The sequence below is a fragment of the Shewanella zhangzhouensis genome (assembly GCF_019457615.1).
Lineage (GTDB): Bacteria > Pseudomonadota > Gammaproteobacteria > Enterobacterales > Shewanellaceae > Shewanella > Shewanella zhangzhouensis.
The window spans coordinates 2520431-2533094 of the sequence record NZ_CP080414.1; the positions used below are offsets into that span (position 1 = coordinate 2520431).

Genomic DNA, 12664 nt, shown 5'->3' on the forward strand with positions numbered 1-12664 from the left:
CCTCATTCACCCAGTTGAAACTTGATGCGATCCGAAAGATGCACCACCGCCAGGGCAAAATAGTCACTGTCATGCCAACGTTTAAGCGCAACATAGTTGTCGTAAACCAGATAGACCCGTCCTTTGGGGCCATCGGGCATGACCATTTCAACCTGCATGTCGGCCCTTGCCGGTAAATCGGTACCATCAAAACGCCTTACACCCAGGGCCTGCCACTGGGAAAACGACTTCTTATTCCCCTCTGCGGCCTGAGACACGTCAAAGTCGGCAGGAATTTTAACCTGGCGCCCCCAGGTTTCGTCCTCGCGCCAACCGGCCTGTTGCAGCGAGTAAGCGAGCGTGGCAAACACATCCGCTGGATTGGTCCAGATATCGGCTTTGCCATCATCATCGCCATCTTTGGCTGAAGACAAAAAGGCCTGAGGTAACAACTTGGGCTGTCCCATGCGGCCATCGGGTGTAGCAAGCAAGTCATCGGGCTGCCAACTGCTGCTGTCGATTAGCTTGAGCGCTGCAAAAAACTGCTCACGATAAAAGGCTTCCTGTTCCTGATTGAAGGCCTTTGATGCGGTGACAGACAATATGGGGTAGACACCAGAGTCGCGGCCATAACGCGACTCAAGCCCCCACAGAGCAACGATAAAACGGGGCTGAACGCCGTATTTTTTACCAATCCGGTTCAGGGTTTCTGCATGCCCCTGATATTGAAACTTTGCTTCGTCTACCAAGGCATCATTCAGGGTTTGTGGCAAAAAAGTATCGAGATTGGTCTCAGGCGCTGCGACGGGTTCACTCGCATCACTCTTCGCGAGTCGAAACTCCTTAATCTTTGGGAAAACAGCATCTAAGGTTTGCGGACGGATTTGGTATTGGCTGGCGGCCACATTTTTAAGGCCAGCCAGATAGTCGGCGAAACTGCCACTGTCTGCGCTTTGCGCCATGACAGTGGCAGACATCAGTGCCAACGCTGACAGGGAAGTACAGAATATTGACTTCACAGTTTCAAACGCCTCCTGATGAGTATGATGAATCCTTTATCAATCCTCTATGCCTAAATCTCGGCGGTGTTGCGTCAGTAAATTATCTTTAGGTGGTGGCAATTGCAAATAATAGCCTTTTTCAGCAAGTTCGCTGCGCACTTTGTCGATATCGGCAATCCCAAGCTTCTCTTTCCTGTCGAGCGGCAACAGCATTACCAGCATAGGTGTACCAAACATCTGCAGTAAAGGCTCTGGCACCTGGCTGAAATCATCTCTCTTGGGTACGAATAAATAGGTTTCTTGCTTACGGCTGCTTTTATAAACGGCACATATCATAGGTGGGTCAATTTCCGAAAATATCAAACTTGCCAGTGATTGGGGCACACTATAACATGGGCTCTTTAGAAAAAAATGCAGATCAGCGCGAGACTGATTAATTTCTGGAGCAGATTACGGGGATGCGAAAAGCAAGCCTTGAATTAAAGGGATCTTCTTTTACGCTGTCGGTATTGCATATCAATACCTCCGATTTGGACAGCATCACCTTGGACCTCGATAAGAAGCTGGCGCAAGCGCCGCAGTTTTTTATCGGAGCCCCTTTGGTATTGAATCTATCCGCCGTCGAAGACGGAAAATTGGACTTGGCAGCAGTTAAAGACCTGCTGGTATCACGTCAACTGGTGATTGTTGGTGTTACCGGCGCCAGTGAAGCACTGTCTGAGCTGGCCAAAGCCTGTGGGCTTGCCTCGGTCAAAGCCGGCAAGCAGACACAGATGCCCTCTCCCCCTCCCGCGCCCAGAACCACCCGTATCGTGCGGCAAAACGTGCGTTCCGGGCAGCAGATCTACGTTAAAAATGGCGATTTGATTATCTTCGGTGCAGTCGGAAACGGCGCCGAGGTGATTGCCGATGGCAGTATTCATATTTACGGTGCACTCAGGGGCAAGGCCATGGCCGGCGCCAATGGCGAGCGGGATGCAGTTATCCTGGCCAGCCACCTGGAGCCCGAACTTATTTCCATCGCGGGTCAATACTGGCTGACTGAGAATTTACAAAAGCATGGTGTGACCGCGAAAAGCGGCTGTGTGCGCCTCGATGGCGACTCACTAACAGTAGAAGCACTGCCATTGTGATGGGGCAGAATTAAGGGATAAAAATTAGCATGGCACAGATTATTGTTGTCACTTCCGGAAAAGGCGGCGTAGGTAAAACCACATCAAGTGCCGCCATTGCCACAGGTTTGGCCCTCCGTGGTCATAAAACCGTGGTGATAGACTTTGATATCGGGCTGCGTAACCTTGACCTTATCATGGGCTGCGAGCGCCGGGTGGTATACGATTTTGTTAACGTCATCAATGGTGAAGCCAATCTTAACCAGGCGATGATCAAAGACAAGCGCAGCGAAAACCTGTTTGTACTGCCAGCTTCGCAAACCCGCGACAAAGATGCCCTCACCCGCGAAGGCGTCGGCAGAGTGCTGGATGATCTCGCCAAAGACTTTGAATACATAGTCTGTGATTCACCAGCTGGCATCGAGACCGGCGCCCTGATGGCACTGTATTTCGCCGATATCGCGATTGTCACCACCAACCCTGAAGTCAGTTCTGTGCGTGACTCCGACCGCATCCTTGGCATTCTGCAAAGCAAGTCGCGCCGTGCGGAGCAAAACCTTGAGCCCATCAAGGAATACCTGCTGTTGACCCGCTACTCCCCAACCCGGGTGAAAAACGGTGAAATGCTGAGCGTCGCAGATGTGGAAGACATTCTGGCCATCGATTTGCTGGGTGTTATCCCCGAATCCCAGGCCGTACTTAAGGCGTCAAACTCAGGGGTTCCTGTGATTGTCGACCAGGAAAGTGACGCTGGTCAGGCCTACAGTGATACCGTTGCCCGTTTGTTGGGTGAAGAACTCCCACTTCGCTTTGTCACCGAAGAGAAGAAGGGCCTGTTGAAAAGGATTTTTGGTAGCTGATTATGTCTTTACTCGATTACTTCAGAAGCAACAAAAAAGCCAACTCAGCGTCCCTCGCCAAGGAACGTTTACAGATTATCGTGGCACATCAACGCACTGAACGCGGCGCACCAGACTACTTTCCTCAAATGAAACAGGAAATTATCGAAGTGATCCGTAAGTACGTTTACATTTCGGAAGAACAGGTCTCAGTGCAGCTTGAGCAAAATGACGACAACCTGTCAGTGCTTGAGCTCAACGTTACCCTGCCGGAGCGTTAATCGGGCCAGTGATTTCAGTTGCCGCCGTAGCCGAGTTCAAGGCAGCCTTGATTAGGGAAGGTGCGAACAAGTCGTCGCACAGCTCTGGCTTTGATAGCAGCGACAGTTCAAGGCATTCAACTGAGGGCATGCCGAGGCCTGCTGAAGTTGAATAACGCCGAAATGGTGTTGCTATCAAAGCCCCGCAGGGCGTGGCTTACAGCGGTATCTGCTGCGTTACAGTTCTTGCGAAGGACTAGGGCCATTCGCTGCGAACTGTGCCTTGCATCTATCCACTTTAAGCACACGCAGAGCAAGCACGGGACTTATTCGCACCTTCCTTAGGTCTATGGAGTCGCGGCGCTTGGGCTAAAAATAACGGCCAAAATCACCGGGTGACAAAAAAGCCGCCTTGAGGCGGCTTTTTTACGATGTGTTTTCGATATCTCAACTGATTGCGATGTGAAGCAGCCTAATCATCTCAGCTAACCTATCTCAACTAACCTATCACTGGGGCTAGGGTTCCAATACCAGAGCGTGCAGTACTTCAGTAGCGAGTTTCCCGCGCCACCCCTGCAACAACAGCGGCGTATCCTCTGCACCACCTTGCCAGCGATATTCAAGATATTCGTGGATATGGCGTTTCGAGCAGAAAAGCTCGCTCGGTAACCCTTCACGCTCGCAAATCTCGGTGAGCGCGGCCTTGATGTTTTTAAACGCCTGCTTATAGCCGGGCTTGAGTGCAATCACATCAATGGCATCTGGTGGATTATCCACATCGGCCTTTTGCAACACTTTCAGGATGTCCTTGCCGTGAATGCGTTTCTCATGCTCTGAGAGGTCGTTGATTTTCAATAAATCACTGATGGAGCGTGGCGGCTTTTTCGCAAGGGCAATCAGGGCATGGTCTTTAATCACAAAGCCAAGCGCGAGGTCCCGATCAAGCGCACGCTCCAACCGCCAGGCTGCCAGCACTTTAAGGTAGGCCAATTGCTTAGGGGTCAGCTGAAATGCGTTCTTCACCCTAAGATATGCCGTTGCAGCCTCAGGGCGAAGCAAACGGCCTTCAGTCAGGCGGGTACCTTCCTCCAGTACCCAATCGAAGCGACCCAGCGTTTTAAGCTTTTGCTCAAGCTGAGGATAAAGCTGATACAGATAAAACACATCATTGGCAGCATACTGCAATTGGGCATCTGTCAGAGGGCGCTTTATCCAATCGGTCCGGGATTCTCCCTTGTCCAGGGTTTGCCCCAAACATTCTTCAACGAGTTTGGCATAGCCAAGGCCATGGCCCATGCCACTGAGCGCGGCCGCAATCTGTGAATCGAACAGGGGTGTGGGCTGAATCCTGCCATAACGGGCAAAGACTTCCAGATCTTCTGAGCAGGAATGAACCAGCTTAAGGATATTCGGGTTGGTAAGCAGCGCCCAAAAGCCAGATAAATCCTGAATATCGAGCGGGTCTATCAGGGCCAGAGTATTGCCATCGTATACCTGAATTAGACCCAACTTGGCGTAATAGGTACGGGTACGCACAAACTCGGTGTCCAATACCAATAATCGGCTTTGGCTGTATTGGTCGACCAAAGCAGTCAGCGCTTCATCGTCCTTTACGTAGTGAAACTCCAGCAAACCTCTCTCCCCTTATCTTGGCTCGTGGCAATAAAAAACCGGCTTTACGCCGGTTTTTCTATCACGCCTTGTTAAGCTCCTCGTTTCTAAGCTCTCGGCGCAATATTTTACCCACGTTGGTCTTAGGTAACTCATCGCGGAATTCTACCAGCTTGGGAACCTTATAGCCCGTTAAATGATGCTTGCAGTGCTTGATAATATCGCTTTCGGTCAAAGATTTGTCTTTGGCTACCACAAAGACTTTGACGATTTCACCACTGGCATCATTGGGCACACCTATGGCGGCAACTTCAATCACTTTCGGGTGCATGGCAACCACGTCTTCCACCTCATTGGGAAACACGTTGAAGCCCGACACCAGGATCATGTCTTTCTTGCGATCAACTATGTAAAAGAATCCCTGTTCATCCATGTAGCCAATGTCACCGGTGGCGAGCCAGCCATTGGCATCAATTACCTTGGCGGTTTCTTCCGGGCGTTGCCAGTAGCCTTTCATTACCTGGGGGCCTTTGGCGAAGAGTTCACCGGTTTCACCCTGGGGCAGGACATTTCCATCATCGTCACGCACCTGTATCAGGGTCGAAGGCGCCGGGAAACCGATAGAGCCGTTGTAACCTTCAAGGTTGTAGGGACAACAGGCCACCAGCGGCGAGGCTTCTGTCAAACCATAGCCCTCAAGCAAGCGGGTTTTGGTGATACTTTGCCACTTGTCTGCCACCGCGCGCTGCACCGCCATACCGCCGCCAATAGAGAGTTTAAGGCGAGAGAAATCCAGCTGGGTAAACTCTTCGTTGTTCACCAGGGCGTTAAAGAGCGTATTCACTCCGGTCAGCGCGGTAAAAGGATACTTGCGCAGATCCGATACAAAGGCCGGAATGTCACGGGGGTTGGTGATAAGCAGGTTCTGTGCGCCTTTATGCAGGAACAGCAAGCAGTTCACCGTTAAGGCAAAGATGTGATAGAGCGGCAGTGCAGTAACCACAAACTCCTTACCATCGGCAAGCAGCGGCGCGTAGGCCCCATTAGCCTGTAATACGTTGGCCGCCACGTTACCATGGCTCAACATGGCGCCTTTTGATACGCCCGTGGTACCGCCCGTATATTGCAAAAATGCCAGTGTATCTATATCGAGCTCTGGCTTGACATACTGCATACGGCGGCCTTTTTGCAGGGCGCTCCTGAAGGAGATGGCATGTGGCAAATCGTACTTGGGTACCAACTTTTTGATGTACTTCACCACAAAGTTCACCAGGGTACGCTTGGGCGCGCTCAGCAAGTCACCAAGCCCTGTAATAATGACGCTTTCTACCGGCGTGTCGTCCACCACTTCTTCAAGGGTGCGGGCAAAGTTTGACACCACTACGATGGTTTTCGCGCCGGAATCAATCAGTTGATGCTTAAGCTCCCGCGGGGTATACAGCGGATTGACGTTCACCACCACCAAGCCTGCACGCAGCACACCAAAAAGTGCAATGGGGTATTGCAGCAGGTTGGGCATCATCAGCGCGACCCTGTCGCCCTTCTTGAGGCCAAGTTCGTTTTGCAGGTAGGCGGCAAAGGCGCGGCTGCGCTCTTCAAGCTTACGGTAGGTGAGCACCGCACCCATGTTAATAAAGGCAGGTTGATCGGCGTAATCCCTCACCGCCTGTTCAAACATGTCGACCAAACTGTCAAATCTGCCCGCATCAATTTCAGCAGGCACATCGTGTGGCAAATGATTAATCCAAGGCTTGTCCACAAAAGTCTCCTAAAACCCCGAGGTAACGGCGACGCTTGTCCAAGCGTCTAAGGATCGCCGATACGGTTGTTTTAACTTGTTATTATTTACTTACGCACGAAAATCATACGGGCGTTTAAATTTTTGACAATCATCACATAATTGCGCTTAAAAGCCCAGCCCCTTTTTAAGGCTTATCCGCAGGTGCTCAGAAAGTGACGAATGGCATCGGCGGTGCCATCCGGGTCGGTCATATGAAGATGATGATCGCCTGCGATAGTTTGCACTTGCAGCTGCCGATAGAGGGGGCGCGCATGCTCCAGCGCCTCGTGCAGCTTAGCAAATCCCTGCTCTCCCATCAGTAACAGGGTTGGCATTTCGAGATCTCTGATAAACGCCTCGGCGTGCGCCGGTGTGAGCCTGAGCGGTGAATCCAGCTTAAGTCGGGGGTCGGTTTTGTTATACCAGCCTGATTGGTCGCCCTCGCTGCGATATTCAAAATTACGTGCCAGAATCAACTTGCATGCCGCTTTATCGAGCCCCGTCAACCTATGTCTTGCCTCGACTATCGCATCCAAACTGGTATAAGCCTTTGCCTGCTCCCCTGTTACCTTTTTTTCGGATAAGGCGGTGTGAGATGCAAAACTGTCAGCCAGCCGCTTCTGACTCTTGCCTGGTCTCTCGCTAAGCGGCCCAAGTGCTTCTATCAGGATCAGCTTTTCGCAGGCATCCGGGTGAGCGGCCACGTAAGCACTGGCCACTATGCCGCCCAGTGAATGACCAATAATGGCCAAAGGCCTTTCACCACGTAGCTTTAAAAACTGTAATAGTGCATGCAAATCATAGAGGTAATCTATCCAGTGCAGGGGATACTCCCCCGGCCTGTGCGCTGACAGTCCATGCCCCGGCCAGTCAACGGCCAACAGCGTGACATCGTTCAATGAGGCCGCGAGCGGCGCAAAACTCTGGGCGTTATCAAGCCAGCCGTGAAGTGCCAGCACCAGCGGCTTGGCTTGGGCATCTGCCCGAGAGTCGTCTTTGGCTTCATCACTTATCATGCCGCCATATTGCCACCCTGCCAGCCTGATATGGGGCAAGGTGAGCTCCAGCTCTTGAAACTCACTAGTCATCAAAACTCTCGCATCGTTATTACTGCCACGCACTCATCCCATCACTGACATACAGTGAAAAATGCCGACACCGGCGGTGTTCCGGTATCGGCATTTTCCAGCATGGGCGCTGACTTAAAGGCCTATTAAAGGTGCAGCAGTGCCCCATTCAACGCTTGAGTCAATCCAGATTAACGCTCCGCCGGTTTGACAAACTTGAGGGTCATACGGTCACTCTCGCCGATGGCCAGGTAACGTGCCTTATCCGTATCCCCCTTACGAAGTGATGGCGGCAGAGTCCAGACGCCGTCAGCATAGTCTTTGGTGTCCCTGGGATTCGCGTTTACTTCACTCTTGTCTGCCAGCACAAAGCCTGCAGCGTTAGCTAAACGGATCACTTCATCTTCTTCCATGTAGCCTGACTTAAGGCTCATCCCCGGCTTGGCCCTGTGTTCCACTACGCCGAATACACCGCCTGGCTTCAATACATCAAAGGCGGCGCTGAGCACCATCTCTGCTTGGCCCGCCATGGCCCAGTTATGCATGTTGCGGAATGTCAGCACCACGTCGGCGCTACCGCTTTCTCCCAATGAGGTTTTATGGGGAGGGTCGAAGGTCACGGTTTTCGCATTCCCCACCTTATCGGCATGGGTTTCGAGCCAGCCTTCCAGCGCCTTACCCAGACGAATACGGTAGGCAGGACTGTTGGCCTCGGGTGCCGGATTGGTTTCAAAATTCGCAGCAACATACTGGCCATTTTCATTAAGCAGTGGTGCCAGTATTTCGGTATACCAACCGCCACCGGGCCAGAACTCCACCACAGTAAGATTGTCCTTCACACCGAAAAAGCTCAGGGTCTCAACGGGATGACGATACTGATCGCGCTCAACATTGGCGGGGGTGCGCAGACTGTTGGCAGCTGCTTCTTCCAATGTCATGGCATGAGCCATCCCTGTCAGTCCGGCCCAGGATACCAGGCCCGCTACCAGTAACTTGTTCATCTTGTTCTCCTTGAAATACATCGAAATACCTTACCAATACTGGCATCGAAGCTAACAAGGCTCAGGACGTTTTCCAAGGGATATTCATAATTTGTTGCAATTGACCAGGGCATTTACCCGTCGCCAACAAAGCCAGAGGCATGCCGCCGCCACTGCCAGCCAGGATGCAATCCAAAATACAGGCGGTAACCAGATTAAATCGCTCAGGAGCACGGCATCCCCCAGCCCCTCAAGCCCCCACAGGTAGGTTGGACTGTTAAGGGCATTCAGAAGCCCTATGAGAGCCAGTAGCCTGAGCAGCATAACCAGCCACGGCGCACTGGCGAGCTTCAAAGGCAGAAAAAATAACCCTGCCAGAACCAGTAAAATACCCATTGTCAGCACATCACGGGCGTAAAACAGCAAGACCACCAACACCATCACCCCAAGCAAGGCAAAAGCTGGCTTTATACCCCTGGGCCAGGTCGCCATGACAAACAGCGTCAGTCCCCAAACCGCTGCGCCTGCATAACCGCTGAAACCTATGACCACAGGCATACCACCACCTGAGAAACAAAGCCCTGCACCATTGGGAAACAACTGGATATGGCTCACTGTCCCACCGGTCAGTAGGGTCGCCAATGCATGAGACAGCTCATGGAAAAAGCTTTCCAACCACTTGAAGGGGATGCCGAGGTATGGGATATGGGTGATAAAGGCCGCAACGGCCAGCTCCAGCAGGAATATGCCACGCCCTGGATGAGGGCTTATGACAGTGCGCTCAGAGGTTGCATTCGATGTGTTGATATCAGGCATAGAGATCTATGCCGACCATGGCACGAATTTGCTCCCGCCGTTCGCCATGCTGGGTCAACAAATACTCAGCAATGGCACCCCGGCTTTGGGGCGTTTCATCGTAGTTAAGCTGTTGATTAGGCGTGAATCCGCTATCCCAGGACGCCATCAGCGTTCTTGCCTGAGCGCCAGTCACGCTGGGGGACTGCTCAGGCATTTCGTCGGCTTGCGGTGATGACGCAGGCAAAGCGCGCGGAATTAGGGCGCTTGCCCCAAAAAACGCAATCTGTGCAGCGTTAATCACCATATCAGCGAGTCCTCAGATTATTCACGGCCGGGCAGTTTCTTCCAGGCCACAGTATCGCGAAGATACACAGGTGCCAAGTCATCCACACTGGTGTGCAGCCCTTCTGCAATGCCTAGTCTGGCAAGAGTCAGCATAGCCTCAGCGGCAGGAAATTTCACCTCAGTACTGAGCTCCAGGCCGTGTCCGAGAGTCAAAAGCGCTGGATAGGCATCAAAACCTGTACCGCAGGCAAGCTTAACGCCGTCAGATACCTTCACCATCGACGGTGGCAATACTGCTTCTTCACCCACCGGTGTCGCCACGCCATCCTGCATCCGATACTCACCCACATAGACTTCAGACATGCGCGCATCTATGGCGCACAGCACCCGGGTTTCACCGCTCTTTTCCATCGCTTCCTGCGCCATGGCGGCCAGGGTAGAAATACCAATCACCGGCAGCTCGCGGCCAAGCGCAAGGCCCTGGGTCATGCTGGTACAGATGCGAATGCCAGTAAAGCTGCCCGGGCCACGGCCGTAGGCAATGATGTTGACATCGCTAATGCTGAGCCCAGCCTTGTTTAACAGCCCATCAATCATGGGCAGCAGGCGCTGGCTGTGCTCACGGGGCGCATCGGCCATATCGGCATAGGTTTCACCCTTGGCATAAAGCGCGGCGGAGCATGCTTCGGTGCAGGTATCGAGCGCGAGGATCACCGGATTGTCCGGCAGTGCAATTGGCTGCGTCATGGGGTACGAGTTTCCAAAATCGTTGGCCACAGAAAGAGGGCCCTGTGGGTCATTGGGGTGATTTTACCCGATAAAACGCCAGCCATAAAACGGCTAAGGTCAGCAGTCGGATTAAATTCAATCAATTGCCTCTAAAAAAGCGCAGGCTGCACCCAAATCACGGGTGCGGGCCATCGGCGGCAAGGATTGCAAAAATGCCTGCCCATAGGGCCGATTCACCAGACGGTTATCGCAGATAACCAGTACGCCACGGTCGGTCTCATCGCGGATAAGCCTTCCAGCGCCCTGCTTCAGGGCAATCACCGCCTGGGGCAGCGAAATTTCCAGGAAGGGATCGCCACCTCTCGCCTCTACCCTGCTGGCTCTCGCTCGGTAAAGACTGTCATCCGGCGAGGCAAAGGGGAGCTTATCGATAATCACGCACGACAGAAGCTTGCCACGCACGTCGACGCCTTCCCAAAAGCTGCCGGTGCCAAGCAGCACCGCTTCACCCAACTGTCTGAATTTGGATAGTAATTGCTGCTTACCGCCCTGCCCCTGAACCAGCAGAGGATAGTGGCAGCGGCCAACCAGAGCGCGGGCGACGGCCTCCATCATCCTGTGGCTGGTAAAGAGAATAAAGGTGCGCCCCTTGGCGGCCTTAATCAGCTTGAGGCACACCTCGGTGAGCTGGCGCACCATGGCATCCTGATTGGCAACGCTGCCAAGGCGGCGCGGCACACATAACAGAGATTGCCTGGGGTAATCAAAGGGACTGTCGAGCAGCACTTCTTTGCACATTGAGGATTTGGCAGCGCCGCTGGATTGACTTCGACTGGCATTCCCTCGATTAATAGACGAATGCGCAGCAGATGTGAGCCCAAGTTCTCGGGTAAAAAACTGCAGGCTTCGTTCCACCTGCAAGGTCGCCGAGGTAAACACCCAGGCGGTGTCTTCGCTGAATAACTCACGGCACGCCTTGGCAATATCGATGGGGGAAATACGTAGCATCAGATGGCGCTCACCGATATCGATGCCATAGGCAGACCCAGGATCGTCACAGGCGATGAAGCGTACAAGCTTTTGCTTAAGCTCCGGCAGCTTAACGGCAAAATCATCAAGCGGCTCACTGCGGCCCACATTGGCGAGCAGTAAAGCTTCCAGCGCTGAGAGCTCACCAATCAAATCACCTGCGGCCAATGCCGCGGTTTTATCTTTCAGCAGTTGCCTGAAATCACTGCTGCCTGCATCCACCAGGCAATTTTGCCAGGCATCCAACTTAATCCGGGCACGCTGCGGCAAAAGCTTAAGCCCCTGGGTATCGCCAAGCTCGCCTTCGGTGAGCCGCTCTATGCCATCAAGCAGCCGTCGCAGGCTGCCGGTTGAAAGCTGAGAGCCAAAATACTGAATCGCGATATCAGGCAACAGGTGCGCCTCGTCAAATATCACCGCATCCACATCGGGTAAGAGTTCGGCAAAGCCCGTGTCTTTAAGCACCCTGTCAGCAAAAAACAGGTGATGGTTCACCACAATCAAGCGGGCATTCATGGCCCGGGCACGGGCTTTACGGGTAAAGCAGTCTTCATAAAAGGCGCAGCGCTGGCCGGTACAGCTATCCTGAGTGCTGGCCACCAGACTGATGGCGCGGGCATCTTCGGCCACGCCGGTCAGATTGCCAAGGTCACCATCTTCTGTGGTTTGCGCAAATTGATTGAGCTTGAGTAAATCATCCAACAGCTTCTCATCGTGACTGAAGGCCGACTCCATCTGCGCCGCCATCAACCGCTGGCACAAATAATTGCTGCGCCCCTTTAAAATGCTAACTGGCAGGTGGAGCTTAAGCATCTCCAAAAGGGCCGGTAAGTCTTTATAAAAGAGCTGCTCCTGCAAATTTTTACTGCCGGTACTGACAATCACCTGCTTGCCACTTAATAGCGCCGGTACCAGATAAGCGAAGGTTTTGCCCACACCGGTACCTGCTTCCAGTACCAACTTGTGGGAATGACTTAAGCAAGATGCCACTTCCTCTGCCATCTGCTGCTGGACCTCACGGCGCCGATAGCCGCGGATAAAACGCGACAGCAGCCCACCCTCATCGAAGACGGCCTGAGTACGGGTTATCAGCTTGTTGGCAGCGGATTGGGAAGACAAACTTGCTCCAGCATTGAGGTGATTCACCTTTTGGTTGAATGCATTATGCCGATTTCACTGACTGCCACAAGCGGA

General features: G+C 52.9%; 13 protein-coding genes. 3 read left to right on the forward strand and 10 right to left on the reverse strand.

Features of this window, described 5'->3' with window-relative positions; translation table 11 throughout:
* Nucleotides 1-2: 2 nt before the first annotated feature.
* Nucleotides 3-998: a lytic murein transglycosylase gene (locus tag K0H63_RS10870; RefSeq protein ID WP_220064701.1), complete on the reverse strand. Its 996-nt coding sequence runs from the start codon at nt 996-998 to the stop codon at nt 3-5.
* Nucleotides 999-1037: 39 nt separating this feature from the next.
* Nucleotides 1038-1316 carry a YcgL domain-containing protein gene (locus K0H63_RS10875; protein WP_220067883.1) on the reverse strand — a complete coding sequence of 93 codons (279 nt, stop codon included), beginning with the start codon at nt 1314-1316 and terminating at the stop codon, nt 1038-1040.
* Nucleotides 1317-1438: 122 nt separating this feature from the next.
* Between K0H63_RS10875 and minC the strand changes: the two genes are divergently transcribed.
* From minC to minE, 3 genes are read left to right on the forward strand one after another with little or no spacing between them, the layout of a single operon-like run.
* The gene (minC, locus tag K0H63_RS10880) at nt 1439-2113 is read left to right on the forward strand and encodes a septum site-determining protein MinC (protein WP_220064702.1); all 675 of its coding nucleotides are present in this window, start codon (nt 1439-1441) and stop codon (nt 2111-2113) included.
* A 29-nt stretch (nt 2114-2142) separates the two neighbouring features.
* Nucleotides 2143-2952 carry a septum site-determining protein MinD gene (gene minD / locus K0H63_RS10885; protein WP_011760044.1) on the forward strand — a complete coding sequence of 270 codons (810 nt, stop codon included), beginning with the start codon at nt 2143-2145 and terminating at the stop codon, nt 2950-2952.
* Nucleotides 2953-2954: 2 nt separating this feature from the next.
* On the forward strand, nt 2955-3212 hold the full coding sequence (minE, locus tag K0H63_RS10890; RefSeq protein WP_203323958.1) for a cell division topological specificity factor MinE: 258 nt from the start codon (nt 2955-2957) through the stop codon (nt 3210-3212).
* Between the two features lie 495 nt (nt 3213-3707).
* Here minE and rnd read toward each other — a convergent pair whose 3' ends face one another.
* From rnd to yoaA, 8 genes are all read right to left on the reverse strand, one after another.
* A complete protein-coding gene (gene rnd, locus K0H63_RS10895; protein WP_220064703.1) occupies nt 3708-4823 on the reverse strand; it encodes a ribonuclease D in 1116 nt (371 codons plus the stop codon).
* Between the two features lie 61 nt (nt 4824-4884).
* The gene (fadD, locus tag K0H63_RS10900) at nt 4885-6561 is read right to left on the reverse strand and encodes a long-chain-fatty-acid--CoA ligase FadD (protein WP_220064704.1); all 1677 of its coding nucleotides are present in this window, start codon (nt 6559-6561) and stop codon (nt 4885-4887) included.
* Nucleotides 6562-6734: 173 nt separating this feature from the next.
* Complete coding sequence (locus K0H63_RS10905) at nt 6735-7670, reverse strand: alpha/beta fold hydrolase (RefSeq protein WP_220064705.1); 936 nt, start codon at nt 7668-7670, stop codon at nt 6735-6737.
* Between the two features lie 170 nt (nt 7671-7840).
* Nucleotides 7841-8650, reverse strand: a complete 810-nt coding sequence (locus tag K0H63_RS10910; RefSeq protein ID WP_220064706.1) for a class I SAM-dependent methyltransferase — start codon at nt 8648-8650, stop codon at nt 7841-7843.
* 84 nt (nt 8651-8734) lie between these two features.
* Nucleotides 8735-9445, reverse strand: coding sequence for a M50 family metallopeptidase (locus tag K0H63_RS10915; RefSeq protein ID WP_220064707.1), 711 nt, complete (start codon nt 9443-9445; stop codon nt 8735-8737).
* A complete protein-coding gene (locus K0H63_RS10920; RefSeq protein WP_220064708.1) occupies nt 9438-9731 on the reverse strand; it encodes a hypothetical protein in 294 nt (97 codons plus the stop codon). The genes K0H63_RS10915 and K0H63_RS10920 overlap by 8 nt, the downstream gene beginning before the upstream one ends.
* A gap of 17 nt (nt 9732-9748) precedes the next feature.
* Nucleotides 9749-10459, reverse strand: coding sequence for a tRNA (adenosine(37)-N6)-threonylcarbamoyltransferase complex dimerization subunit type 1 TsaB (tsaB, locus tag K0H63_RS10925; protein ID WP_220064709.1), 711 nt, complete (start codon nt 10457-10459; stop codon nt 9749-9751).
* Nucleotides 10460-10576: 117 nt separating this feature from the next.
* The gene (yoaA, locus tag K0H63_RS10930; RefSeq protein ID WP_434086730.1) at nt 10577-12589 is read right to left on the reverse strand and encodes a DNA repair helicase YoaA; all 2013 of its coding nucleotides are present in this window, start codon (nt 12587-12589) and stop codon (nt 10577-10579) included.
* Nucleotides 12590-12664 lie beyond the last annotated feature (75 nt).